The organism is Methylopila sp. Yamaguchi (genome assembly GCF_002897035.1).
Taxonomy (GTDB): Bacteria; Pseudomonadota; Alphaproteobacteria; order Rhizobiales; family Methylopilaceae; genus Methylopila.
The window spans coordinates 133,840-158,016 of sequence record NZ_BAUX01000007.1 but is presented as its reverse complement, the minus strand read 5'-3'; the positions used below and the strand labels follow the sequence as shown (position 1 = coordinate 158,016).

General features: G+C 70.1%; 21 protein-coding genes. 9 read left to right on the top strand and 12 right to left on the bottom strand.

Annotation, left to right across the window (positions count from 1 at the left end; all coding sequences use genetic code 11):
- Positions 1-41: 41 nt before the first annotated feature.
- Positions 42-1,172, bottom strand: a complete 1,131-nt coding sequence (locus METY_RS10225; protein WP_103121281.1) for a TRAP transporter substrate-binding protein — start codon at positions 1,170-1,172, stop codon at positions 42-44.
- Between the two features lie 308 nt (positions 1,173-1,480).
- Between METY_RS10225 and apaG the strand changes: the two genes are divergently transcribed.
- The 7 genes from apaG to METY_RS10190 all read left to right on the top strand — a co-directional run bounded on the left by apaG (position 1,481) and on the right by METY_RS10190 (position 8,808).
- Positions 1,481-1,912, top strand: a complete 432-nt coding sequence (apaG, locus tag METY_RS10220; RefSeq protein WP_020187030.1) for a Co2+/Mg2+ efflux protein ApaG — start codon at positions 1,481-1,483, stop codon at positions 1,910-1,912.
- 10 nt (positions 1,913-1,922) lie between these two features.
- Positions 1,923-3,092 (top strand): acetylornithine deacetylase, encoded by a 1,170-nt coding sequence (argE, locus tag METY_RS10215; RefSeq protein WP_103121280.1) that lies wholly within the window; start codon positions 1,923-1,925, stop codon positions 3,090-3,092.
- An 88-nt stretch (positions 3,093-3,180) separates the two neighbouring features.
- Positions 3,181-4,101 (top strand): hypothetical protein, encoded by a 921-nt coding sequence (locus METY_RS10210; protein WP_146035704.1) that lies wholly within the window; start codon positions 3,181-3,183, stop codon positions 4,099-4,101.
- Positions 4,102-4,211: 110 nt separating this feature from the next.
- Positions 4,212-5,231 carry an extracellular solute-binding protein gene (locus tag METY_RS10205; protein WP_103121278.1) on the top strand — a complete coding sequence of 340 codons (1,020 nt, stop codon included), beginning with the start codon at positions 4,212-4,214 and terminating at the stop codon, positions 5,229-5,231.
- A complete protein-coding gene (locus METY_RS10200) occupies positions 5,228-6,772 on the top strand; it encodes an ABC transporter permease (RefSeq protein ID WP_103121277.1) in 1,545 nt (514 codons plus the stop codon). Before METY_RS10205 ends, METY_RS10200 begins: the two co-directional genes overlap by 4 nt.
- Complete coding sequence (locus METY_RS10195) at positions 6,772-7,800, top strand: ABC transporter ATP-binding protein (RefSeq protein ID WP_103121276.1); 1,029 nt, start codon at positions 6,772-6,774, stop codon at positions 7,798-7,800. Before METY_RS10200 ends, METY_RS10195 begins: the two co-directional genes overlap by 1 nt.
- 18 nt (positions 7,801-7,818) lie before the next feature.
- The gene (locus METY_RS10190; RefSeq protein ID WP_103121275.1) at positions 7,819-8,808 is read left to right on the top strand and encodes an Ldh family oxidoreductase; all 990 of its coding nucleotides are present in this window, start codon (positions 7,819-7,821) and stop codon (positions 8,806-8,808) included.
- 193 nt (positions 8,809-9,001) lie between these two features.
- Here METY_RS10190 and METY_RS10185 read toward each other — a convergent pair whose 3' ends face one another.
- The 7 genes from METY_RS10185 to cyoA are packed head-to-tail and all read right to left on the bottom strand — an operon-like array spanning position 9,002 to position 15,789.
- Positions 9,002-9,535 carry a response regulator transcription factor gene (locus METY_RS10185; protein WP_103121274.1) on the bottom strand — a complete coding sequence of 178 codons (534 nt, stop codon included), beginning with the start codon at positions 9,533-9,535 and terminating at the stop codon, positions 9,002-9,004.
- On the bottom strand, positions 9,528-10,829 hold the full coding sequence (locus METY_RS10180) for an ATP-binding protein (RefSeq protein WP_103121273.1): 1,302 nt from the start codon (positions 10,827-10,829) through the stop codon (positions 9,528-9,530). The genes METY_RS10185 and METY_RS10180 overlap by 8 nt, the downstream gene beginning before the upstream one ends.
- On the bottom strand, positions 10,826-11,617 hold the full coding sequence (locus METY_RS10175; RefSeq protein WP_103121272.1) for an SURF1 family protein: 792 nt from the start codon (positions 11,615-11,617) through the stop codon (positions 10,826-10,828). Before METY_RS10175 ends, METY_RS10180 begins: the two co-directional genes overlap by 4 nt.
- Entirely contained in the window at positions 11,614-12,057 is a 444-nt protein-coding gene (gene cyoD, locus METY_RS10170) for a cytochrome o ubiquinol oxidase subunit IV (protein ID WP_103121271.1), read from the bottom strand. Before cyoD ends, METY_RS10175 begins: the two co-directional genes overlap by 4 nt.
- Positions 12,057-12,677, bottom strand: coding sequence for a cytochrome o ubiquinol oxidase subunit III (cyoC, locus tag METY_RS10165; protein WP_103121270.1), 621 nt, complete (start codon positions 12,675-12,677; stop codon positions 12,057-12,059). The genes cyoD and cyoC overlap by 1 nt, the downstream gene beginning before the upstream one ends.
- 4 nt (positions 12,678-12,681) lie before the next feature.
- Positions 12,682-14,685 (bottom strand): cytochrome o ubiquinol oxidase subunit I, encoded by a 2,004-nt coding sequence (cyoB, locus tag METY_RS10160; protein ID WP_103121269.1) that lies wholly within the window; start codon positions 14,683-14,685, stop codon positions 12,682-12,684.
- A gap of 18 nt (positions 14,686-14,703) precedes the next feature.
- Entirely contained in the window at positions 14,704-15,789 is a 1,086-nt protein-coding gene (cyoA, locus tag METY_RS10155) for a ubiquinol oxidase subunit II (protein WP_244593601.1), read from the bottom strand.
- A 347-nt stretch (positions 15,790-16,136) separates the two neighbouring features.
- Between cyoA and METY_RS10150 the strand changes: the two genes are divergently transcribed.
- Both METY_RS10150 and METY_RS10145 read left to right on the top strand, forming a co-directional pair.
- Positions 16,137-17,459 carry an MFS transporter gene (locus METY_RS10150; RefSeq protein ID WP_444849081.1) on the top strand — a complete coding sequence of 441 codons (1,323 nt, stop codon included), beginning with the start codon at positions 16,137-16,139 and terminating at the stop codon, positions 17,457-17,459.
- A 158-nt stretch (positions 17,460-17,617) separates the two neighbouring features.
- Positions 17,618-19,033: an FAD-binding oxidoreductase gene (locus tag METY_RS10145; RefSeq protein WP_103121266.1), complete on the top strand. Its 1,416-nt coding sequence runs from the start codon at positions 17,618-17,620 to the stop codon at positions 19,031-19,033.
- A 21-nt stretch (positions 19,034-19,054) separates the two neighbouring features.
- Here the strand turns inward: METY_RS10145 and METY_RS10140 are convergent, their stop codons facing one another.
- From METY_RS10140 to METY_RS10125, 4 genes are all read right to left on the bottom strand, one after another.
- Positions 19,055-19,918, bottom strand: a complete 864-nt coding sequence (locus METY_RS10140) for an energy transducer TonB family protein (protein ID WP_103121265.1) — start codon at positions 19,916-19,918, stop codon at positions 19,055-19,057.
- The gene (locus METY_RS10135; RefSeq protein WP_103121264.1) at positions 19,915-20,517 is read right to left on the bottom strand and encodes a biliverdin-producing heme oxygenase; all 603 of its coding nucleotides are present in this window, start codon (positions 20,515-20,517) and stop codon (positions 19,915-19,917) included. The genes METY_RS10140 and METY_RS10135 overlap by 4 nt, the downstream gene beginning before the upstream one ends.
- Positions 20,518-20,579: 62 nt before the next feature.
- The gene (locus METY_RS10130; protein WP_103121263.1) at positions 20,580-21,578 is read right to left on the bottom strand and encodes a calcium-binding protein; all 999 of its coding nucleotides are present in this window, start codon (positions 21,576-21,578) and stop codon (positions 20,580-20,582) included.
- Between the two features lie 59 nt (positions 21,579-21,637).
- On the bottom strand, positions 21,638-24,112 hold the full coding sequence (locus METY_RS10125; RefSeq protein ID WP_244593596.1) for a TonB-dependent receptor: 2,475 nt from the start codon (positions 24,110-24,112) through the stop codon (positions 21,638-21,640).
- Positions 24,113-24,177 lie beyond the last annotated feature (65 nt).

The following is a 24,177-nucleotide window of genomic DNA, read 5'->3' as shown; positions in this document are numbered from 1 at the left end:
AACGGCGCGGCCGGCCCGGAGGCCGGCCGCGATCAAGGCCGTCAGGCCTGTTTGAAGAAGTGCTCGTAGGCGAGCTTGGTCTCGACCTCGTACTCCTGCGTGAAACCGACCACGCGCTTGACCCAGGCCTTCTGGCTCTCGATGACCTTGAGGAAGAAGGGGTCTGTCTGGGCGGCGATCACCTTGTCCCAGGCGGCGAGCTGAGCCTCCAGCACCGGCCGCGGGGTCGGCAGCACCTTCACGCCGGCGTCCTTCAGGGCCTGGAGGTCCTTCGAGTAGCGGTCCTGCGCCTTCCACGACATGTCGGCCGAGGCGGCTTCGGCGGCGTACTTGATGATCGCCTGCACTTCGGCCGGCAGCCCGTCGAACTTGCGCTTGTTGAACAGGATCTCGAAGCTCTCGAGCGCCTGATGGTAGCTCTGGACCATGTAGATCTTGGAGACGTCGGCGAAGCCCAGCACCTTGTCCGAAGACGGGTTGTTGAACTCGGCGCCGTCGATCAGGCCGCGGTCGATCGCGGGCACGATCTCGCCGCCCGGAAGGATGGTGACGCCGGTGCCCATCTCCTTGAACACGTCGGCCGACAGCCCGACCGTGCGGTACTTGATGCCCTTGAGGTCGTCGGCGGTCTTGATCTCCTTCTTGAACCAGCCGAGCGGCTGCGACGGCATCGGTCCGGAGAGGAAGCCCTTCACGTTGAGCTTCAGGACGCCCTGAACGAGTTCGTCGTAGAGCTGCTGGCCGCCGCCGTAGTTGATCCAGCCGAGCAGCTGGTTGGCGTTCCAGCCGAAGGGCGGCGCGGTGCCGAACAGGGAGAAGGCCTTGTTCTTACCGTACCAGTACGCCGAGACGCCGTGGCCGCCGTCGAGGATGCCCGCGTTGACCGCGTCCAGGAGCTGGAACGCCGGCACCACGGCACCCGCTTGCAGCAGTTCGAGCTGGATCCGTCCGGCGCCCATCTCGTTGACGCGCTTGACGAAGTCCGACCCGAACTCGTGGAAGATGTCCTTGTTCGGCCAAGTCGACTGGAACTTAAGCCGCACCGCGGCTTGCGCCCTCACCACGGAGGGGGCCGCGACGCCGCCAGCCACGGCGGCTGCGCCGGCGGCGAGAAAGCGCCGCCGACTGCGCCCGGCTTCGGGCGCATCTCGGGCGTCGGTCGTTTCGGTCATGTGGTCCTCCCCTGACGCGACGACAGGGCCGGCGGCCCCCTCGCAGCGGTTCGGATGAGCGCGGTTGCGCTTATCCTGGCGTTTCCCTCGCGTCCGCTCCTTCTTGGCCGGTTTCCGGCTCCTGGCGGTTCGCGAGCGTCAGTAAATGTGACCGCAACATGGCGATCAAGGGAGGAGGGGGTATCCGTTCGTCGCGAAGTGGCGTTCTGTATGCCTGATGCCGAAAACGTGACCGGGGAGCGCCTGGACCGCGCCCGCGACGGCGGGACAGTTGACGGCCTGCGCGCGTGGGAGCTTATGCTGCGGGAATGAGCACGTCCGCGCCCTTGGAATCGAACGACGACCACAGCTGGACCGCGGTGACGCGGGCCATCCGCGTGACCGTGCAACCGCGCTACATGCCCGGCGAGTCCGCGCCGGAAGAGGAGCGCTACGTCTTCGCCTATACAGTCGAGATCGTGAACGAGGGCGAGGAGACGGTGCGGTTGGTCGCGCGGCATTGGCGCATCATCGACGGCCGCGGCCGCACCGAAGAGGTGCGGGGGCCTGGCGTCGTCGGCGAGCAGCCGCTTCTGCCGCCGGGCCAGTCCTACACCTACACCAGCGGCGCGCCTCTTCCGACGCCGTCCGGCATCATGGTCGGCGCCTACCAGATGCAGACCGACGCCGGTCAGCCGTTCGAGGTGGCGATCCCGGCCTTCGCGCTGGAAAGTCCGCACGCCGTCCGCACCCTGCACTGACCTCGCGGCCATGACAGCCGCCTTTCCGGACGCGCGCGAGATCCTCGCGCGCCTTGTCGCCTTCGACACCGTCAGCTCGAAATCGAACCTGCCTCTGATCGGCTACGTCGAGGCGTTGCTGGCCTCCGTCGGCGTCGCCTCCGTGCGGACGCCGGACGCGACCGGGACGAAAGCGGCGCTGTTCGCCACCATCGGTCCGGCGGACGGCTCCGGCGTCCTGCTCTCGGGCCACACCGACGTGGTGCCGGCGGCGGGCCAGCGGTGGACCTCGGACCCCTTCACTCTGGTGGAGCGCGACGGCCGGCTCTACGGCCGCGGGGCCTGCGACATGAAGGGCTATCTCGCGGGCGTGCTTGCGGCAGTCCCGCGCTTTCTGGCGGCGGACCTCGCGACCCCGATCCACCTGATCTTCTCCTACGACGAGGAGGTCGGCTGCATCGGCGTGGAGGGGACGATCGCGCGGTTCGGCGTCGATCTGCCGAGGCCGAAGCTTTGCCTCGTGGGCGAGCCGACCGAGATGACGGTCGTCGACGCGCACAAGAGCGTCTACGCCTTCGATACCGTCGTGACCGGGCGATCGTCGCACGCCAGCATGCCGCAGCTCGGAGCCAACGCCGTGCTGGCCGCGGGAAAGCTGCTCGTCGAGCTCGACCACATGCGCGAGGCCCTCGCCATGGACGGCGACCCCTCCGGCCGCTTCACGCCCGCGGAGAGCACCATCACGGTGGGCCTCGTGCAAGGCGGCGAGGCGAGCAATATCGTACCGGAGCGCTGCCGCATCTCTTGGGGCTTCCGCGGGCTTCCGGGCTTCGACGGCGCGGGACCGCCCGCGCGGCTCGCCGACTTCGCGCGCCGTCACGTGCTTCCCTCGCTGCGCGACACGGCGCCCGAGGCCGACGTGGTGACGACCGCGCTGGTCGTGGTGCCGGAGCTCGCGCCCGAGCCAGGGTCTCCCGCAGAAACGCTCGCTTTCGCGCTCGCGGGCCAAAACCGCTCCTTCGCCGTGTCCTACGGCACCGAGGCCGGACATTTTCAGCGCGCGGGCGTGCCGACGGTCGTCTGCGGGCCGGGCTCGATCGCCCAGGCGCATACGACCGACGAATTCCTCGAGGTCTCCCAGCTGGTTGCGCTCGAACGCTTCCTCGAGCGGCTCGCGGAGCGCTGCGCGTCGGGTCTTTGATCGACGGCAGGGGCTCGGCGTGGGACTCGCGCGTCCTATATCAAAGGAAAGGGCGAGACGAGCGGGCCGAAAGCCCCGGAGCACGAGCATGTCCAACAGCGTGAAAGGCCAGAGCCGCGTTCCTGCAACCACCATGGGCGGCGACCCGTTGCGCCGGCGCTCCGCTACGACGGCCGGTCGTCGCCTTAGACGCGTCGCGCTTGTCCTCGGCGTCGTAAGCGCGACGTCGCTGGCCGCGGCCTACGCCGGCTCGAGTTTGATTGAGCGCGACGCGTCGCCCGCCCCGGCGAAAACCGCCGCCGCGCCTGCCACCGAACAGAAGAACGCCGCTCTGGACGCCGAGCGCGAGCGAGCGGCGGACGAAGCGGCCCGGCGTGAGGCGAAGCGCCTCGACGACGCCGCGCGCAAGGCGGTCGTGGAGCGTGAACTGGCCGAGCTGGAGCGCCAGCGCGACGCTCTGAAACGCGAGGTCGCCGAGCTCGCAGCGCCGCTCTCGGCCCCAGAGCAGCCCGCAGCGCAGGCGGAAGCCCCGGCCCGATCAGACGAGGCCGAACCGAACGTCGCGGAAGCGCCCGCCGACGAGGCCGGCGAAGCGCCGGTCGCGCGAGCCGCGCGGACGGATCAGGAACCGACGGTCGCCCGCGTCTCCACAGAGCGTGATGAGCCCGCCCGCTCGGCCGCGATTGTCGACGCTCCGCTGACGGCCGAAGCCGTGGGATCAGTGCGAGTGTTCATCCATGTGCGCGCGTCGGACGCCCGCGCCATCGCCCGGGCGCGCGCGGTCGCGGCGGAGCTCGAGCGCGAGGGCGTCGCAGTCGCCGGCATCCGCGGCGTGCCCTTCCCGGTGCGCCAGGACGCGATGCGCTACTTCTATGACGCCGATCGGGGTTCGCTCGGCGCCCTGAGCCGCGCCGTCGAAGGCGCGGTCGGCGTCGCTCCCCGGGCCCAGGACTTCCGCCGGTATGGCGCGCCGCCCCGGCGCGGCACGCTGGAGCTCTGGCTGTCCTAATGCTGCGCCTCTCAGCAGCGGAGGGAAGCCGGCGCTGACGGTTGACAGCGGCGCGCAAAGGGGCGCTCTAACGACTTCGTGAGCAAACGCAGTCGTTTAGAGGGATTCTAATGAGCCGGCTGGACAGGCGAGCTCTGCTGCGCGCCGGCATGGCCCTGGGCGCCGTTACGGTCTCCCCGGTTGCGCCGCGCGCCAAGGCGGCCGACGTTCTGACGCTCTACAACGGCCAGCACGCCGAGCCCGCCACCGCCGTGGTGCAGGCCTTCATGGCCGCGACTGGCGTGCAGGTGGCGATCCGCAAGGGCGGCAGCGCTCAGCTCGCGAACCAGATCATTGAGGAAGGCTCGGCCTCGCCCGCGGACGTGTTCTTCTCGGAAGAGACCGCCCCGGTGACCACGCTCGCGGCGCGCAGGCTGCTGGCGCCGGTCGCGGCGGAGACCCTGCGGCAGATCCCGGCGACCTACGCCGCGAACGACGGCCGCTGGATTGGCGTGACCGCCCGCTGCCGCGTGGTGGCCTACGACGCGAAGCAAGTGACGCCCTCCGAGCTGCCGACCTCCGTGCTGGACTACGCCACCCCCGCCTGGAAGGACCGCGTGGCCTACGTGCCGACCAGCGGCGAGTTCCAGAGCCAGGCGCTCGCGATCGTGAAGCTCCGCGGCCGCAACGCCGCGATCGCCTGGCTCAAGGGCCTGAAGGACAACGGCCGGATTTACAACGGCAACGTCGCCGCCGTGCAGGCGGTGCAGCGGGGCGAGATCGCGACCGCGCTGGTCAACAGCTACTACTGGTACGCGGTCGCCGACGAGATCGGCGAGGAGAACATGCGCTGCCAGCTGCACTACCTCGGGGCCAAGGACCCGGGCGCGCTGGTGACGCTGTCGGCCGCCGGCGTGCTCGCCTCCAGCCGCAAGCCGGAGCTGGCGCAGCGCTTCGTCGCCTTCATGACCGGCGCTGAGGGGCAGCAGGCGATCGTCGACGCCGTCGCCGAGTATCCGGTGCGGCCGGGTGTGGTCTCGCCCTACAAGCTCAAGCCGCTCTCCGAGCTCGACCCGCCCGACCTGACGCCGGACGACGTCAGCGACGCCGCCGAGGCGCTCGCCCTGCAGCGCGAGGCGGGCCTGGCGTGAGTCTCGCGCTTCCGCGGCGCGGCCCAGGGACGCCGGTCTGGCTGCTGCTCGCCGCGGCTCCGACCTGCCTGCTGATCGCGCTGCCGCTCGGCTATGTCGCGCTGCGGGCCTGGGGCGTCGGGGCCGCGGGCGTGACGGGCGAGCTCCTGCGGCCCCGCACGCTGGAGCTTTTGGTCAACACGCTGACGCTCTCGCTGACGGTGACGGCGATCTCCGCGGTCCTCGGCGTCGCCTGCGCATGGGTGGTGGAGCGCTGCGACCTGCCGGGACGGAGCGCCTGGCGCATCCTGCTGGCGCTCCCGCTCGCGATCCCCGCCTTTGTTGCGAGCTTCGCCTGGGCCTCGCTCGACGTCGCGTTCCAGGGCATGGGCGGCGCCGTCCTGATCCTGTCGCTGTCGCACTACCCGCTTGTCTATCTGCCGGTGGCCGCGGCGCTCCGCAGCATGGACCCGGCCTATGAGGACGTGGCGCGCTCGCTCGGCCGCGGCCCGTGGCGCGCCTTCTTCGGGGTCGCGCTGCCGCAGGTCTGGCCGGCGCTGGGGGCGGGGGCGCTGCTCGCGCTCACCCACATGCTGGCGGAGTTCGGCGCGTTGGCGCTGTTGCGGGTGCAGACCTTCACGACCGCGATCTTCGCCTCCTATGAGCTCCAGTTCGACAGCTCGACCGCCGCCCTGCAATCGGCGGTGCTTCTGGCGCTCAGCCTCCCGGCGGCTCTGTTCGAGATGCGGCTTCGGCGCGGCGTGCGCTTCGCCCGAAGCGGCCGGGGCGGCCGCCGCGAACCGCGGCTGCTCGCCCTCGGGCGGCTGAAGCCCTTCGTCGTCGTGGCCTTCGCCGTCCTCGTGGCGCTTGGCACAGGCGTTCCGGCGGGCATGCTGGCCTACTGGCTCGCGGTGGGACGTTCCGCGGCGCGCGGCGTCGTCGACATCTGGCCGGCGGTCGAAGGCTCGCTCGGCCTTGCGCTTCCCGGCGCCGTCATCGTCACCGCGCTCGCGCTGCCGCTCGTGCTGGCCGCGACCCGCAGGCGAAGCCCCCTGACGGCGCTGCTCGACCGGCTGCCCTACGTGGTCCACGGCCTGCCCGGTCTGGTGGTGGCGCTGGCGCTGACCTTCTTCGCCATCCGCTACGTGCCCGCGCTCTACCAGACCACCGCGCTGCTGTTCGCGGCCTACGCCGTTCTGTTCCTGCCGCTCGCCCAGTCGGCGCTCCGTGCCTCGGTGGAGCTCGCGCCGCCCGGCCTCGAGGAGGTCGCGCGCAGCCTCGGCCGGGGGCCGCTCATGGCCTTCGCGACCGTGACGCTGCCCAACATCCTCCCCGGCGTCGGGGCGTCGCTTGCGCTGATGACGCTGGAGCTCGTGCGGGAGCTGACGGCGACGCTGCTGCTCGCGCCGATCGGCGTGACCACGCTGGCGACCGAGGTCTGGTCGCGGGCGAACGATGGACAGTACGCCGCAGCGGCCCCTTTCGCTGCGCTGCTGGTGGCGCTTTCGGCCCTGCCCGTCTACGTGTTCACGCGCCGCAGCCTGGAGCTCCACGACCTCTGATGCGAAGCGTCGTCGTCTCGAACGTTGTCAAGGCCTACGCCGGCCATCCGGTGCTGAACGGCGTCGACCTTGCGGTCGGCGACGGCCGGATCGCGGCGCTGCTTGGGCCTTCGGGCTGCGGGAAGACCACGCTGCTGCGGTTGATCGCGGGGTTCGATAGGGTCGACGGCGGGTCGATCGCCATCGACGGCGAGGTCGTCTCAGGCGAGGGGCGGCACGAGCCGGCGGAGAAGCGCCGCGTGGGCTACGTGCCGCAGGAAGGCGCGCTGTTCCCGCACCTCACCGTCGCCGGCAACGTCGGCTTTGGGCTCGCGCGGAAGGACCGCACGCCGGCGCGGATCGCCGAGGCGCTCACCCTCGTCGGCTGCGCGGCGCTCGGCGACCGCTATCCCCACCAGCTGTCCGGCGGCCAGCAGCAGCGGGTCGCGCTGGCGCGGGCTCTCGCGCCCCGGCCGAGACTGGTGGTGCTGGACGAGCCGTTCAACGGTCTCGACCTCGACCTCCGCCGCGCGGTCGCCGCCGACGTCGCCGCCACGCTCCGGCGCACCCGGGCCTCCGCCATCCTGGTGACGCACGACCCGGAAGAGGCCTTCGCCTCCGCCGACCTCGTGGCCGTGATGCACGCCGGGCGCATCGCCCAGGCCGCGGACCCGCGCACGGTCTATCTCACGCCGGCGAGCCCCGAGGTCGCGCGCATCACCGGCGCCGCGATCTTCCTGGAGGCGACGGTCTCCGCCGGCCGGGCGACGACGCCGCTCGGGGACGCGGATATCGGCAAGCGAGCGGAGGGTGTTAACGGCCGCGCGTCGCTCTGCCTGCGGCCGGAGCAGATCGTGCTCGCCGCCTCCGACGCCGGACGCGCGGCCAAAGTGGTGGACATGAGCTTCCGCGGCGACCACAGCCTGCTCACAGTGGTTGTGGACGACCGGCGCCTGGACGTACGCGCGCCCGCCGCCTTCGAGGCCGACGCCTCGGGCCTCGTGCATCTCGCGATCGCCGGTCCCTGCGTCGCCTTCCGCCCTTCCTGATCCGCAAAGGCCTTCCGCATGCCGCAGCTCTCACTCGCCGAGGCCCACGCCCTCGCCGCGACCGCGTTTCTCCGCAACGGCGCGCGGGAGGAGGTCGCGGCCCGCGTCGCGCAAGCGTTGGTGGCGTCAGAGGCCGACGGGCTCAAGGGCCACGGCCTCGCCCGCGTGCTGCCCTACGTGACGCATCTCCGCGCGGGCAAGGTCGACGGCAAGGTCACGCCGACCCTGACCCGGCCCCGCCCCGGCGTGCTGGCGATCGACGCCGCCCACGGCTTCGCCTATCCCGCGCTGACGCTCGCGATCGAGGCCCTGCCGGCGGCCGCTGCGGAGCAGGGGATCGCGGCGGCCGCGATCCGCCGCTCGAACCACTGCGGCGCCGCCGGCCACACCGTCGAGGCGCTCGCGGAGCGGGGCCTCGTCGCGCTGATGGTCGCGAACGCCCCGGCCTCGATCGCGCCCTGGGGCGGCAAGGTCCCGCTGTTCGGCACCAACCCCATCGCCTTCGCCTGCCCGCTGCCGGGCCGGGAGCCTGTGGTGATCGACATGTCGGTCTCCAAGGTCGCGCGCGGCAACATCATGGCGGCGCACCAGCGCGGCGAGCCGATCCCCGAGGGTTGGGCCTTCGACGCCGAAGGGCGGCCCACCACAGACGCCGCGGCGGCGCTCGCCGGAACCATGGTCCCCGCCGGCGACGCCAAGGGCGCGACGCTCGCCATGATGGTGGAGCTGCTGGCCGCCGGCCTCGTCGGCGCGAGCTTCGGCCACGAGGCTTCCTCGATGTTCGACGGGACCGGCGGTCCGCCCGACGTCGGCCAGCTGATCATCGCCATCGACCCCGCGGCATTCTCCGGCTCTGGCCCGGAGCGCTTCGCCGTGCTCGCGGAGGCGGTCGAGTCCCAGGACGGCGCCCGCCTGCCGGGATCGAGGCGCATCACCGCCCGCGCCAAGGCCGCCGCCGAAGGGGTGACGCTGGACGAAGCGACGATCGCGACGATCGAAGGGTTATGAGGTCGGCGGGGCTGGGGCCCCATGTCCGCGACCGGCGCCCAGTCGTCATGCCCCAGCTTGTCCGGGGCATCCAGCTATAGGCTGGCCGCAGCGCCTGGCGGACCGATGGATCCACCGGACGAGCCAGGGATGACGACGCGCTTGGCGCGGCGTGAAGCTCGCCGTCGCTCTGACGGCGCCGCAGCGCCGCTCCTCACTTCACCGGGCGTTTCTCCAGCTTCCGGGCGAGCGTCCGGCGGTGCATGCCGAGGCGACGGGCGGTCTCGGAGATGTTGAAGTCGGTTTCGATCAGCGTCTCGTGGATCCGCTCCCACTCCAGAGTCTTGATCGACGTCGGGCGTTCGGTCAGCGGGATCTCCGTGTCGCCCTCGACGCGCGCGAAGGCGGCCTCGATGTCGTCGGTGTTCGAAGGCTTGGCGAGATAGTGGCAGGCGCCGAGCTTGATGGCCTCGACCGCGGTCGCGATGCTTGCGAAGCCGGTCAGCACCACGATCAGCATGTCGGGATCGTGCGCGTGCAGCCGCTGCACGCAGGCGAGGCCGGAGGAGCCCGCAAGCTTGAGGTCGACCACGGCGTAGCCGGGCGACACCGTCGTCAGCAGCGCGTCGAGTTCCTCGGGGCCTGCGGCCGCATGGGCCTCGTAGCCGCGGCGCTCGAACGAGCGGCGGAGAGTCGCCGCGAACTTGGCGTCGTCGTCGACGATCACGAGAATGCGGTCGTCAGCCATGGCTCGCCGGCTTCTCCAGCATCAGCGCCGCGAGCGGCAGGGTGAGCAGCACCTCGGCGCCGCCCTCCGGGCGGTTGCGGGCCTCGACGGTTCCGCCGAGCTTGCGCAGGGCGTTCACCACGAGGAAGAGGCCAAGGCCGCCGCCGGGGCGCCCCTTCGTGGAATTGTACGGCCGGCCGAGGTTTTCGATCATCTCCGGGGCGAAGCCCGGGCCGGCGTCGCGCACCGTGATCGCCAGCGTCCCGCCGCGCCGCTCGGCCAGCACGCCAACCCATCGCGGCGAGGCCTCGACCGCGTTGTCGATGACGTTGCCGATCACCTGCTTCAGAGCGGAGTCCGAGACGATCGCGACGTCGTCGCCGAAGCAGTCGTCGTAGATCAGGGCGTCGACGCTGCGGGCGGTCCGCCGGTCCTCGACAATTTCGGCCAGGAAGGCGCGCATGGTGGTGACGGCCGGCGCTTCGCCGCGGGCCTCGCCGGCGGCGAGCAGGATGCCGGTGACGATCGCCTTGCAGCGCGCGACCTCGGCCTGCATGGCGTCGACGTCCGCGATCAGCTCGGCGTCGGAGGCGATCGCGGGAATGCGGCGCCAGTCGCCGAGGATCACGGCGAGCGTCGAGAGCGGCGTGCCGAGTTCGTGCGCGGCGCCCGAAGCGAGCAGGCCCATGCGGACGATGTGCGCCTCCTCGGCGGCCTGCTGGCGAAGAGCCGCGAGCCGCGCGTCGCCCTCCCTGAGGTTCGCGCTGACGCGGCCGACGAAGATCACGAGCAGCGCGGCGTCGAGCGCGAAGCAGACCAGCATGCCGATGACGTGAAGCTCGAACAGGTCCGCGCCCGGCGCGAGCGCCAGCGGCCGGTAGGCGAGCGCCAGCCCGCCGAAGCAGGCGACGGTGACGACCACCATGGCCCAGGTCGACCACGCCGCAAGCAGCACGGCGGCGAGCGTCACCTGCAGCAGGTAGAGGAAGGCGAAAGGATTGGTGGCGCCGCCGCTTAGGTAGAGCAGGGCGGTCAGCGCCGCAGCGTCGAAGGTCAGCGCCAGGAACAGCTCCTGGTTCGAGACCTCCTGCGGCCAGGCTTTCAGCCGCAGGATGCTGACGAGGTTGAGCGCCAAGAGCGCGGCCAGGACGGCGGCCATGGGCGCGAGCGGAAGGCGGATGTCGAGCGCCCATTCGACGAAGGCGATCGTCGCGATCTGGCCGACGACCGCGATCCAGCGCAGCTGGATCAGCTGCATCAGGTTCTTGCGGCCGGCCCCCGGGCCCGCCGCGGGGCGGCCGAGGGACGCGGTCACGTCGCGCGCGTTTCGCGGCGAAGGCGGCGCTCGTGCCGGACGACCACGACGGCCGCCGCGGCGACCATCAGCGCCAGGCCGAACCAGGTGAGCGCGTAGACCAGGTGGCTGTTGGGAAAGGCGATCACCGTGAGGCCCCCGACCGGCCAGCCGCCGGGATTCGGCGTGCGGTCCGCGTCCACGAAGTAGGGCGCGACGTCAGACAGCCCACGGCGCTCGGCGATCGCGGCGACGTCGCGGGAACGCCAGAGATCCTGCGCCGGATCGTTCGCCCGCAGAAACCCGCCCTTTGGCTCGGTGACGCGCAGCAGCCCCGTCACCGTAGTCCCGCCCGCGGTCTGGGCGTCGGGCCGGGAGGCGGGCCCCTTTCGGTCGGCCGAGACGAAGCCGCGGTTCACCAGCACGGTGAAGCCGTCCCTCGTGCGAAGCGGCGTCATCACCCAGAAGCCGGCCCCAAGGTCGGTGACCGCTTGGGTCAACGTCTCCTTGGAATGGTCGAAGACGCCCGTCAGCGCGACGCGGCGGTACTCGTCGGAGGCCGCGGAGATCGCGGGCCAGACGTCCGGGCCGGGCGCGGGGACGGGGGCCGCGTGGACCCGGGCGTCCACGCGCGCGATCAGGTCGAGCTTCCAGACGCGGCGTTCAACCTGCCAGACGCCGAGGGCGGAGAAGCCCGCGATCAGCGCGAGGCCGAGGAGGGCCAGGATCGTGAGCGTCGCGGCCGACCGCGGCCGCGCGACCCGCTCCGGCGCCGGAGCGGGCGGGACGGGCCCGCCCGCCGCCGTCATCGCATCTGGCGCATGCCCTCGGGCGACATCGGCATGGTGTCGTCGTGCGGGGCCATGGGCATCATGTTGGCGTTCAGGTGGTGCATCACCCAGAACGAGCCGGCGAGCGTGATCACCACCACCACGACGGTGAAGATCAGGGCGAGCATGGTCCAGCCGCTCTCCGACTTCGAGTTCATGTGGAGGAAGTAGACCATGTGCACCACGATCTGGATCGCGGCGAACACCAGCACCACGATCGCGGCCGTCGTCGGGCTGCGGAACACGTCGCCCATGATCAGCCAGAACGGGATCGCGGTCAGCAGGATCGACAGCAGGAAGCCGGCGAGGTAGCCGCCGAAGGTCCCGTGCGACGCGCCGTGCTCGTCGTGGTCGTGGTGCGCGTCGTGGCCGTGGCCGGCGGCGTCGTGACCGTGAGCGGCGGGCGGTGCGGAGCTCATCACAGCGTCCCCATCAGATAGACGAAGGTGAAGACGCCGATCCAGATGACGTCGAGGAAGTGCCAGAACATCGACAGGCAGGCCAGGCGGCGGCGGTTCTCCGGGATCAGCCCGCGGCGGGTCACCTGAACCATCAGCGTGATCAGCCAGATCATGCCGAAGGTGACGTGCAGGCCGTGGGTGCCGACCAGCGTGAAGAAGGACGACAGGAACGCCGAGCGCTGAGGCGTCGCGCCCTCATGGATGAGATGCGCGAATTCGTAGATCTCGACGCACAGGAAGGCCGCGCCGAACAGGCCGGTCACGCCGAGCCAGAACAGCGTGGACCCCTTCCGGTTCTTCGCCATTTCGAGCATGGCGAAGCCGTAGGTGATCGACGACAGCAGCAGGAAGGCGGTGTTGAGCGCCACCAGACCGAGGTCGAACAGGTCCTTGCCCGAGGGCCCCGCGGCGTAGCTGCGGCCGAGCACGCCGTAGCAGGCGAACAGGACCGCGAAGATCAGGCAGTCGCTCATCAGGTAGAGCCAGAACCCCAGCAGGGTGCCGTTCTCCGGATGGTGCTCCTCGGTGGTGTAGAACTGCGGCGCGGAGGCGCCGGAGGCGATCGTGGCAGTGGTCATGGCGTCAGGCCCGCCCTTCGAGCAGCTTCGTCCGCGCCCGCTCCGAGGCGATGACCTCGGACGCCGGGATGTGGAAGTCGCGGTCGTAGTTGAAGGTGTGGACGATCGCCGAGACGATCAGCGCGAGCAGGCTGGCGATCGCGAGCCACCAGATGTGCCAGATCAGCGCGAAACCGCAGATCACGCTGAGGGCCGACAGGACGACGCCCGCGCCGGTGTTCTTCGGCATGTGGATCGGGATGAAGCCCGAGGTCGGCCGCACGTAGCCGCGCCGCTTCATGTCGTTCCAGGCGTCGAGGTCGTGCACCACAGGGGTGAAGGCGAAGTTGTAGGCCGGCGGGGGCGACGAGGTCGCCCACTCCAGCGTGCGTCCGTTCCACGGATCGCCGGTGACGTCCTTGAGCTTCTCCCGCCGCAGGACGCTGACGAAGATCTGCATCAGGAACGCGCCGATGCCGGCCGCGATCAGCACGGCGCCGAAGGCCGCGATGACGAACCAGATTTGCAGCGAGGGATCGTCGAACTTCGACATCCGCCGGGTCACGCCCATCAGGCCGAGGATGTAGAGCGGCATGAACGCGACGTAGAAGCCGACCACCCAGCACCAGAAGGAGATCTTGCCCCAGAATTCGTCGAGCTTGAAACCGAAGGCCTTCGGGAACCAGTAGTTGATGCCGGCGAACAGGCCGAACAGCACGCCGCCGATGATCACGTTGTGGAAGTGCGCGATCAGGAACAGCGAGTTGTGCAGCACGAAGTCGGCGGGCGGCACCGCCAGCAGCACGCCCGTCATGCCGCCGATGACGAAGGTCAGCATGAAGGCGACGGTCCACATCATCGGCAGCTCGAAGCGGATGCGGCCGCGGTACATCGTGAACAGCCAGTTGAAGATCTTCGCGCCCGTCGGGATCGAGATGATCATCGTGGTGATGCCGAAGAACGAGTTCACGCTCGCCCCCGACCCCATCGTGAAGAAGTGGTGGAGCCACACGAGGTACGACAGGATGGTGATGACCACCGTCGCGTAGACCATCGAGGCGTAGCCGAACAGGCGCTTGCCGCAGTAGGTCGAGACCACCTCGGAGAAGATGCCGAAGGCCGGCAGGATCAGGATGTAGACCTCCGGGTGGCCCCAGATCCAGATCAGGTTCACGTACATCATCGGGCTGCCGCCCATGTCGTTCGTGAAGAACGCGGTGCCGAGGTAGCGGTCGAGCGACAGCAGCGCGAGGACGGCGGTCAGCACCGGGAAGGACGCGACGATCAGCACGTTGGTGCAGAGCGCGGTCCAGGTGAACACCGGCATCCGCATCATCGTCATCCCCGGCGCCCGCATCTTAACGATGGTGGCGATCAGGTTGACGCCCGAGAGCAGGGTCCCGACGCCCGCGATCTGCAGCGCCCAGATGTAGTAGTCGACGCCGACCCAGGGGCTGTAGGCGATTCCCGACAGCGGCGGGTAGGCCAGCCATCCGGTGGCGGCGAACTCGCCGACGAACAGCGAGGTCATGACGAGCACGGCGCCGCCGGTCGTCATCCAGAAGCTGAAGTTGTTGAGGAAGGGGAACGCCACGTCGCGCGCGCCGATCTGCAGCGGCACGATGTAGTTCATGAAGCCGGTGACCATCGGCATCGCCACGAAGAAGATCATGATCACGCCGTGGGCGGTGAAGATCTGGTCGTAGTGGTGCGGCGGCAGATAGCCCTCGAAGCCGGCGAAGGCGATCGCCTGCTGGGCGCGCATCATCAGCGCGTCGGCGAAGCCGCGAAGCAGCATGACGACGCCGAGGATCATGTACATGATCCCGATCTTCTTGTGGTCGATCGAGGTCAGCCAGTCGCGCCAGAGCCACCCCCAGAGGCGGAAGTAGGTGATCGCGCCGAGCGTGGCCACGCCGCCGACGGCGACGGCGGCGAAGGTGATGAGCAGGATCGGCTCGTGCAGCGGAATGGCTTCAAGCGAGAGGCGGCCGAACAGGAGGCTCTCGGGGGCCGGACTTGGGGTCATCTCACAAACTCTCGTCGGTCATTCCGCGACCGGCCGGTCGGCCTGAGCGCGCTCGGCGACCGACATGCGGGGCGTAAGGGTTTCGAGCGAAGCGCGGCCGGCGGCTGCAGGCCGCGGGGTCGCGACCTCCGGAGTCTCCCCGTCGCGAGGCGCCTCAGGCGTGCAGACGGCCGCGACGAAGCGCTTGACCGTGGCGGCCTGCTCGCCGCCGCGGGCGCGCGGCCTGTCGTACTTGAGCGCGAACACGTTGCCGATGCCGGCCATGCCCATGCCGCCCTTGGCGTCGATGCGCATCATGTCCTTCATGCACATCTTGGCGGTGTCGACGCACATGTTGAGGATCGCGTCGTAGAGCGCGGGATCGACCGCGGCGAAACGCTTCACCGGCTCCCTGACGCTTGGACGCTCGAGCTCGAGGTAGCCCGCCCGGTCCAGCGAGCCGCCGCCGTCCTTCACGGACTGCACCCACTTGTCGAAGTCTTCGCGGGCGAGCCCGTGGAACTTGAAGCGCATGTCCGAGAAGCCGGCGCCGCTGTAGTTCGCGGAGAAGCCGTCGTACTCGCCGGCCTTGTTGATCACCGCGTGGAGCTTCGTCTCCATGCCCGGCATGGCGTAGATCTGGCCCGCCAGCGCCGGCACGAAGAACGAGTTCATCACCGTCGACGAGGTGATCTTGAAGGCGATCGGCTGGTCGACCGGGGCCGCCAGTTCGTTGACCGTCGCGATTCCGAGCTCTGGGTAGAGGAACAGCCACTTCCAGTCGAGCGCCACGGCCTCCACCACGAGCGGCTTCACGCCTTCTGGCAGCGGCCGGTTGGCGGCGATGCGGTCGAGCGGCCGGTAGGGATCCAGCAGGTGGGTCGACACCCAAGTGATCGCGCCGAGGGCCACGATGATCGCGAGCGGGGCCGCCCAGATGACGATCTCGAGCCGCGTCGAGTGGTGCCAGTCGGGATCGTAGACCGCGTCCTTGTTCGACTGGCGGTAGCGCCAGGCGAACAGGACGGTCAGCGCCATCACCGGAACGATGATGAGCAGCATGAGGATCGTCGAGATGACGATCAGGTCGCTCTGCTGCGACGCGATATCGCCCGACGGCTTCATCACGACCAGGTTGCAGCCTGCGAGCAGGCCCAACAGCGGGAGGAGGACAAGTCTGCGGAGTGTCAACGTAACGGCCTGACCAGGTTGGTGCGACGAAGGCTCGCGTGACGGCCTATGCGCCTCGCGGCGGCCGCGACATTGGACGGTTTGTCCCATGGGCTTTTGCGCTGCAACAGGATTGGAGTGCGCGCATCGTCGCGCTTCCGGGGGCGGGCGCTCCGGAACGGGGCGCCCTTCGCCGAGTTGAGCGTAGGAATCGATGAAGGCGCGCGCCATACTCCTGTTCGAAAGAACCGGGCGACGCGCCGCCGAACGGACGCGCACGGGGAAAAGGACGAGGTGCACCCATGAGCCAGCAGGCGGTTTTGACGCACGGGGAAATGGCTCCCGACGAAGGAAAGACCGAGCGGCATGAGAGCGTGTCGCCCGGCGAGATCGCGCTTGCGGTGGTCATCGGCCGGACGTCGGAGTTCTTCGACTTCTTCGTCTACGGCATCGCCTCAGTGCTGGTGTTCCCCAAGCTGCTCTTCCCCGAAGCGGAGCCGCTGACGGCGACCCTCTATTCCTTCGCGATCTTCGCGCTGGCCTTCGTGGCGCGCCCGATCGGCTCCGTCCTATTCACGGAGATCGGTCGCCGGCATGGCCGCGGGGTGAAGCTCACCATCGCGCTGTTCCTGCTCGGCGGCTCGACCGCCGCAATCAGCTTCCTGCCGAGCCACGCCCAGATCGGCGCCGCCGCGATCTATCTGCTGGCGGCCTTCCGCATCGGCCAGGGCCTCGCTCTCGCCGGCGCCTGGGACGGCCTGCCGTCGCTGCTGGCGTTGTCGGCTCCCGAGAACAGGAAGGGCTGGTATGCGATGATGCCGCAGCTTGGAGCGCCTTTCGGCTTCCTGCTCGCCTCCGGCCTGTTCCTGTTCTTCGTCGGCGTGCTGTCCGAGGCGGACTTCCTGAGCTGGGGCTGGCGCTATCCGTTCTTCGCGGCCTTCGCGATCAACGTGGTCGCCCTGTTCGCCCGGCTGCGGCTCGTGGTGACCAAGGAGTATAGCGAGTCGCTCGAGAGCCAGGAGCTCGACCCGACCTCGGTCTACGAGCTGCTGAAGGTCGACGGCCTGACCGTTCTGACCGGCGCTTTCGCGCCGCTCGCCTGCTTCGCGCTGTTCCACCTCGTGACCATCTTCCCGCTGTCCTGGGTGACCCTGTTCACGGACCGGCACGCTGGCGAATTCCTCGTGATCGAGATCATCGGCGCCTTCGTCTTCATCGCCGCGATCGTCACGTCCGGCCTGCTCGCCGACCGCGTCGGGCGGCGGACGGTGCTCGGCTCCGCAGCCGTCGCGATCGGCGTCTACAGCCTCTTCGCGCCCTGGCTGCTCGGCGGCGGCGTCGGCGGCGAGACCGCCTTCATCCTCGTCGGCTTCGGCCTGCTGGGCCTCGCTTTCGGCCAATCCTCCGGCGCGCTCTCGGCGATCTTCCAGCGCCGCAACCGCTACACCGGCTCGGCGCTGACCTCCGACCTCGCCTGGCTGATCGGGGCGGGCTTCGCGCCGCTGGTCGCGCTCGGCTTCTCCGCCAAGTTCGGGCTCGGATTCGTGGCGCTCTATCTGCTGTCGGGCGTCGCCTGCACGCTGGCCTCGCTGTTCTTCGCCCGCCAGCTCGCCGCGGTCGACTGAGGGCTTCATCGCCGGATTGTTCGAGAGGGGCGCGGCCGCGAGGCTGCGCCCTTTTCGTTGCTGACGCGCGGACATCTGGATGACGTCGCGATTTCATCCGGGACGGTCGGGCTTTAAGGTTCGCCTCAAAAGACGACCCCGCCGGAGATCCGACGACCATGAGCACCGACACCGTTCTCGCCGCCCTTCGCGACGCCCTGGGCGACGCCGGCGTCCTGACGGACCCCGAGCGGACGGGCGCCTACCTCGTCGACATGCGGAAGTACCTCACCGGCAAGTCGCCAGCGATTCTGCGGCCGACCTCCACCGAAGAGGTCGCGAAGGCCGTCGAGATCGTCGGCGCGGCCAGGCTTGGGCTGGTCCCGCAGGGCGGCAACACCTCCTACTGCGGTGGGGCGACGCCCGACGAGAGCGGGCGTCAGTTCGTCATCAGCCTCGAGCGCATGGCGAAGATCCGCGCCGTGGATCCGCTCGGCTTTACCCTGTCGCTCGACGCCGGCGTGATCCTGGCCGACGCCCAGAAGGCCGCGGAGGACGCGGGTCTGACACTGCCGATGAGCCTCGGCTCGCAGGGCAGCGCGCGCATCGGCGGCCTGCTCGGCACCAACGCCGGCGGACTCTCGGTGCTACGCTACGGCATGATGCGCGACCTGCTGCTCGGGATCGAGGCGGTGCTTCCCGACGGCTCGGTGCTGCGCGACATGCGCCGGCTGCGCAAGAACAACACCGGATACGACGTCAAGCAGTGCTTCGTCGGCGCCGAGGGCACGCTCGGCGTCGTGACCGGCGCGGTGCTGAAGCTGATCCCGCAGGCCTCGAACCGCGCCACCGCCTGGCTGCCGCTCGCGGCCGCGGCGCCGCTCGCCGAGATGCTGGCGCTGATGCGGCGGGAGACCGCGGACCTGATCTCGTCGTTCGAGTTCATCACCACGACTGCCCTCGGGCTCGTCGCCGGCGCGGAGGCGGGCCTGCACGCGGGCGAGGGCGGGACGCTGCTGATCGAGCTGTCGTCGTCGTCGGACCGCGTTCCGCTCGACGACGTGCTGCTGGGAGCCGTGGAGCAGCTCGCCGAGCGCGGCTGGATCGAAGACGGCCTGCTCGCCAGCAACGAGCGCCAGCGCGCCGAGATGTGGCGGATGCGCGAGACCATCCCCGAGGGCGAGCTGAAGGCCGGCGGCTCCATCAAGCACGACATCTCGGTGCCGATCTCGTCCGTCGACGACTTCCTCGTGCGCGGGGCGGAGATCGTCGCGGCCTACGACGCGACCTTTCGGCTCTCGGTCTACGGCCATGTCGGCGACGGCAACCTGCACTACAACGTGCTGGTGCCCCCGGGCGAGGAGCGGCTCGCCTTCTCGAAGCGGATCGAGACCGAGCTCGCGCCGCAGCTCTACGACCTCGCCGCCGAAATGGACGGCGCGTTCAGCGCCGAGCATGGCGTCGGACGACTAAAGCGCGGCCTGCTCGAGCGCTACGGCGATCCGGTCCGCCGCCACACCATGCGGCGGATCAAGACCGCGTTCGACCCCGGCAACCTGATGAACGCCGGCGCTGTGGTCGATCCGTTGAGCTGAGAGCGGGCGCGCCGCCTTCGTTCAGGACCGCAGGCTGAAGCTCACCGGCGCCAGGATCTTCAGCGAACGCACCTCCGCGGGCGGCGCCGGCAGCGGCGAGGCGCGGCGCGTCACCGCCACCGCCTCGCGGTCGAGCTCGGCATGCCCGGTGCCGCGGGCGAGCTCCGCCGCCTGCACCACCCCCGCGCGGTCGATCGTGATGCGCACGTAGGCGACGCCCTCCTCGCGGCGGCTCTTCGCCGGCAGTGGATAGCGCTTGTGCCGGTTGATCTGCGCGAGGACGCGGTTGGTCCAGTCGGCGGGCGCTACGGCGCTGGCGACGCCGGGGGAGCTGGCGGCGACCCGCTCCGACCGGGGCGCGTTGACCTTTGGAGCCGCTGTCGTCTCGCGCGCCGGGGTCGGGGCCGGACGGGCGCGCTGCGACTTCGGCCGGGAGTCCGCGGGCCGCGGCTTGGCGTCCTCCTGCGCCGGCCGCTCGGGCGGAGCGGCGGCGACCACGGCCTCAAGCGGCGCGCGCTCCGCGGTGAGCGCGGCGGTCTCGGCGGCGCCCCTTTCCGGGGGAACCTCAAGAACGTCGTCTGTCGAAGGCTCGGCCTGGACCTCGTCGGGCTCGACCGGCTCGAGCGCGTCGGCGGCCGCGGTCGCGGACTGAACCGCAGGCGCCGCGTCGCTCGCCTCCGAAGCGGGGGCGGTCGGCAGCGGCGCGAAGTCGATCATCACCGCCGCCGCCTCCGGCGCGGGCTCCGTCGGCGCGGGCGCCCAGCGCATCAGCGCTCCGGCGCCCAGGCCAAGGTGAAGCGCGGCCGCGACGGCGAAGGCGGCGGCCCAACGCCCGGCGCCCGGGCCCGGCGAGGCGACCGGAAAGGCGGCCGCCGCCGCCGTCATTTCGGCATGAGGTCGTCGACCAGCGCCCGCACGCGCGCGAAGGCGGCGGCCGCGCCCGCGACGGCGCGGGCGTCTTCGTCGGCGTTCAGCGGGGCGTCGTCGAGCGCCTGGGTGAACCGGCGCCAGTGCAGGCCGCGGCCCTCGGGATGCGCGGCGAGATGACGGGCGCCGAAGTCCGGGTCGAGCCCGAGCTTGAGCGCCTCCTTCAGCAGGAAGGCGGCGCCCAAGCTGGAGCCTTCCGCCACATAGAGCCAGCCGAGCGCGGCCGGAAGATCGGAGGGGTCGACCGCGGGCTCCGTCAGAGGCGCAGGCTCGGCGCCAAGGTCACGCAGATCCTGCTCGATCAGCGCCAGCTTCGCGCGCGAGGCCAAGTCGGGCGCGATCAGTTGCAGCCGGGCGTCGGCGTAGAGCGCCGCGACGTCCGCATGGAAGCGGCGCTGGACCTCGAGAAAGCGGACGTAGGACGCGCGGCTGGCGAAGGGCTTGGCCTGCATGATCCGGGCGTCGAGGCGCTCATGCATGTCGTGGGTGGCGCGGCGCAGCGTCTGGACGCGGCTCTCCGCGGGGCGGTCGATCAGGTCGGTCGCGGCGTCGGCCATGGGTCTCTCGTCGTCGTCGGAGGCCGGCGCGAACAGATCCGCGCCGGCTTTGGAACAATAGGTCAGGTGAACAGGAAGTCGTTGGCGTGAAGGTCCGCGGCGTGCACGCCGAGGAGCGTGATCGTGTTGTTGGCGTCGACCCTGATCACGGCGTTCGCGCCCGAGTCGGTCGTCGCGGCCAGCACGTCCGCGAAACTATCGAAGATCGACGAGGCGAACGAGATGCGGTCGCCGGCGCCCGGCCCCGCCTCGAAGTCGTTGATGCGGTCCTTGCCGAAGCCCGCCGCGAACTGGAACACGTCGCGCCCTTCGCCGCCGATCAAGACGTCGTTCCCCGCGTCGCCGATGAGGCGATCGTTGCCGGCCTGGCCGTAGATCGTGTCGTTGCCCTTGCCGCCGCTCAACACGTCGGCGCCGTCGCCGCCGACCAGACGGTCGTTGTCCAGGCCGCCGATGAGGCGATCGTTGCCCGCGCCGCCGTTCAGCGTGTCGTTGCCCGCGCCGCCGGTGAGCGTGTCGTTTCCTTTGCCGCCGTTCAGCGTGTCAGCGTGGCCGTAGCCGGTAAAGACGTCCGCGCCCGTGCTGCCGTTGAAGACGATCGCGTTCGCCGCGAGCTGCGCCTTCAGCGCCGACGTGCCGCCGTTCATGGTGTCGTAGACGAGGTTATGGACGGGGTTGTTCGCGCCCGTGCCGGTCAGTCCCAGCCCGCTGATCCTGAGGTCGACCGTGGAGGTGAAGTCGTCGCCGGCCGAGGCGTAGGTGAGGCCCTCGCCGAAGGTCACCGCGTCCAGCGCGCCGCCCAGCGTGTGGTTCGAGAAGTTGTAGTTGAGATCGCCGGCCGACCCGGACTCGAAGATCACCGACTGTCCGTCGGCGATCGGCAGCGTGGTGTCGCTGCTGTCCGACACGGCGAACTCGTCGCCGGAGAAGTCCGTCGGGTTGGCGCTGAAGAAGCCCCAGCCGCTGGGGGCGAAGTCGGCGTCGAAGCCTGAGAGGTAGGTCGCGACGTTGACGCCGACGCCGTCGCCGTCAGCGTCGTAAGCGGTGATGGTGAGAGCCATGGCGCAATCTCCTTGGTCGTCCCTCGGTCAAGGCGAGGGCTGGAAGCGGGCGCGGCGGTTCAGAACCGCGCCGTCACGCCGAGGGTCGCTGTGCGGCCCGGCGACGCGGTGAGTTGGGAGGCCATCGCGTCCACATAGGCGCGGTCGGTAATGTTCTCGATCGCGGCGCGGACGGTGAAGTTGTCGTTGATCTTGTAGGACGCGTAGGCGTCGAGCAGCACGTAAGGCTTGTAGATCGGCGACTGGGTGTTGACCGCTCCCAGCATGTCTTCGGGGACGACGCGGGTGAGGCGGCCGCCGACGGTCAGCTTGCGTTCGAAGAACCTGAAGCCGCCGTCGATCGCCACCTTCGTCTTCGGCGCGAGATAGAGGCTCTGCAGGCTTGGATACGCGTAGCCCCCGGAATCGTAGTCTTCGTCGTACGTGCCGTCGATGAGTGAGACCGACGCGCCGATGTACGCCATGCCGGCGTCGTAATTGGCTTCGAGGTCGAGGCCCTTGAGCTTGGCCGGATCCTTCAGGTTGACGTTGGCGAAGTAATAGCCTTCCCCGCCGTTTGAGATCGTCGCTTGAGTGACGAAGTTCCTGACCTCGGTGGAGTAGATCGAGATTTTCGCCCGGAACGCGTCGTCCTCACGCAATGCGCCGTCGAACTTCAGGTTGACGCCCGCCTCCCAGGTCTCCGAGATTTCGGGCTTCAGATTGGGATTGGGGGCGAAGTAGATGAAGCCGCCGATGTGCGAGCCGCCCAGCAAGGTCTCCATGATCGTCGGCGGCCGAAAGCCTTGCTTGTAGGAGCCGTAGACCTGCACGCCCGTGAGCGGCGTCACCGCGACCGTCGCGGTCGGCGATAGGCGGCCCTGCGAACGGTCCACGTGGAACGGGAGGAAGGCGGCGCCCGCAAGGTCGCTGAACACGAGGCCGGATCCGCTCAGATCGTAACGGTCGTAGCGCAGGCCGCCGATGAGCTGCAGCCACGTGCTGTGGGTCAGCTCGACTTGGCCGAACGCGCTGCCGACGCCACGTTTGCCGTTTGGGTTGCTACCCGAGAACTGCACGTTCCCGGGGTCGAAGGCGGGGTCGGCCCAGACAGAGGCTGTGTCTGTCTTGTCGTGGAAGTACTCGCCGCCGTAGGTCACCGCCACGTTGACGCCCGGCAGTTCGAAACGCGACGTGTTCTGCAGCGAGCCGCCGAAGGTGTCGATGGCGTAGTCGACCCGGGCCGCCGGGGTCCTTGGAAGGCGCGCAGGTCGAAACTGGTCGTCCGACGTGCGCGTGTAATATGCCTTCGCGTCGAGATCGACCCAGGGGCCGCCGGGCGTCCAGCGCCACGCCGCCGTCGCCGTGTGGTTCTCGACGGTGTTCTTGTCGACGTATTGGCCGCTGCCCGTGCCGAAATCGGTGTTCAGGCCGACATAACTCAACGTGATCGTGTGGTCTTCGGCGACCTCGGCCGTCGCCTTCAAAAGCCAGGACCATTGGTCCTGCGTCACGAAGTCGGAAAGCGGCGTGCTGGAGCCTTCGGAGGACCGCTCGTCCAGCGCGTCTCCCCGCTTGCCCGCATCGTACTCTCCGAGCTTCTTGCGTCCTACGGCTCCGATCACTTCGACCGACTCCCCCACACGCGCCGCAAGCGCTGCGCTGCCGTTGAAGTCGAACGCGTTCGTGCCGGTCGCGGCGTTGAGGCGCGCGCCCCAGGTCTTGCCATCGAGGATCACGTCTGAGGCGTCGAGGGTGCGGAAGTTCACCACGCCGCCAATGACGCCGGCGCCGCCGGCGGTCGAGCTCGCGCCCTTCTCCACGTCCACGCGCGAGAGCAGCTCCGGGTCGACATAGACGTAGGCCGTCGAGCCGTGGCCCGCCTGCTGGAAGTTCTGCCGCGCGCCGTCGATCGACATGTTCACGCGGCCCTGGTCCTGCAGGCCGCGGATGTTGACGTTCACGCCCGGGTTCTGCCGGTCGACCACCGTGTTGAGGCCCGAGACGCTGCGCAGGATGTCGGCGGTGTTGCGGGCGCCGCCGCGGTCGTCGATCGCCTGCCGGCCGACCTGCGCGACGCCGCTTGGCGTCTCGTAGACGTCGTCGGAGGCGCCCTGCCAGCCGGGGCCGCCGGCGGAGCCCGCGTTCGCCGTCACCTCGACGGGGCCGATCAGGATGGCGTCGCCAGCGTCCACGCCGGACGGGACCGCCGCGGCGCTCCGGTCGTACAGCGTGACGGCGCGCGGCCCCACGACGCGCACGCCGAAGGGCGTGTCGCCGAGCAGCGCCGTGAGCGCCTGGGGTGTCGAGTAGACGCCGCTGAGCGGGCGGCTCCGCGCGCCGGCCGGCAGGGGCGCCGCGTAGGCGATGCGCCAGCCGCTCGTGGCGCCCACGTCGGCGATCGCGGCCGCCAGCGGCTTGGCGGCGACGTTGAAGCGGTAGGTGGACTCGGACGTCTGCTGCGCCTGGCTCGGCGCGGCGGTGAGCGCGCTCGCTCCCAGCAGCCACGCGCCCAATCCCGCGAGCCTGAAGCTCTGTCCCATCGCCAAACGCATCACGCCGTCCCGTCCCGCGAGCCGGCGTCGCCCAGCTCTCAGGATGAGAAACGAGCGGGCGCCGG

Bases quoted from the DNA above. Each gene is read 5' to 3' on its own strand.
- METY_RS10205 (WP_103121278.1), top strand. From the start codon at position 4,212: ATGAGCCGGCTGGACAGGCGAGCTCTGCTGCGCGCCGGCATGGCCCTG.
- cyoD (WP_103121271.1), bottom strand. From the start codon at position 12,057: ATGAGCTCCGCACCGCCCGCCGCTCACGGTCACGACGCCGCCGGCCAC.
- METY_RS10225 (WP_103121281.1), bottom strand. From the start codon at position 1,172: ATGACCGAAACGACCGACGCCCGAGATGCGCCCGAAGCCGGGCGCAGT.
- METY_RS10175 (WP_103121272.1), bottom strand. From the start codon at position 11,617: ATGACGGCGGCGGGCGGGCCCGTCCCGCCCGCTCCGGCGCCGGAGCGG.
- METY_RS10125 (WP_244593596.1), bottom strand. From the start codon at position 24,112: ATGCGTTTGGCGATGGGACAGAGCTTCAGGCTCGCGGGATTGGGCGCG.
- cyoC (WP_103121270.1), bottom strand. From the start codon at position 12,677: ATGACCACTGCCACGATCGCCTCCGGCGCCTCCGCGCCGCAGTTCTAC.
- METY_RS10210 (WP_146035704.1), top strand. From the start codon at position 3,181: ATGTCCAACAGCGTGAAAGGCCAGAGCCGCGTTCCTGCAACCACCATG.
- METY_RS10140 (WP_103121265.1), bottom strand. From the start codon at position 19,918: ATGACGGCGGCGGCGGCCGCCTTTCCGGTCGCCTCGCCGGGCCCGGGC.
- METY_RS10185 (WP_103121274.1), bottom strand. From the start codon at position 9,535: ATGGCTGACGACCGCATTCTCGTGATCGTCGACGACGACGCCAAGTTC.
- METY_RS10195 (WP_103121276.1), top strand. From the start codon at position 6,772: ATGCGAAGCGTCGTCGTCTCGAACGTTGTCAAGGCCTACGCCGGCCAT.
- METY_RS10130 (WP_103121263.1), bottom strand. From the start codon at position 21,578: ATGGCTCTCACCATCACCGCTTACGACGCTGACGGCGACGGCGTCGGC.
- cyoA (WP_244593601.1), bottom strand. From the start codon at position 15,789: ATGAAGCCGTCGGGCGATATCGCGTCGCAGCAGAGCGACCTGATCGTC.
- cyoB (WP_103121269.1), bottom strand. From the start codon at position 14,685: ATGACCCCAAGTCCGGCCCCCGAGAGCCTCCTGTTCGGCCGCCTCTCG.
- METY_RS10145 (WP_103121266.1), top strand. From the start codon at position 17,618: ATGAGCACCGACACCGTTCTCGCCGCCCTTCGCGACGCCCTGGGCGAC.
- METY_RS10135 (WP_103121264.1), bottom strand. From the start codon at position 20,517: ATGGCCGACGCCGCGACCGACCTGATCGACCGCCCCGCGGAGAGCCGC.
- apaG (WP_020187030.1), top strand. From the start codon at position 1,481: ATGAGCACGTCCGCGCCCTTGGAATCGAACGACGACCACAGCTGGACC.
- METY_RS10190 (WP_103121275.1), top strand. From the start codon at position 7,819: ATGCCGCAGCTCTCACTCGCCGAGGCCCACGCCCTCGCCGCGACCGCG.
- METY_RS10150 (WP_444849081.1), top strand. From the start codon at position 16,137: ATGAGCCAGCAGGCGGTTTTGACGCACGGGGAAATGGCTCCCGACGAA.
- argE (WP_103121280.1), top strand. From the start codon at position 1,923: ATGACAGCCGCCTTTCCGGACGCGCGCGAGATCCTCGCGCGCCTTGTC.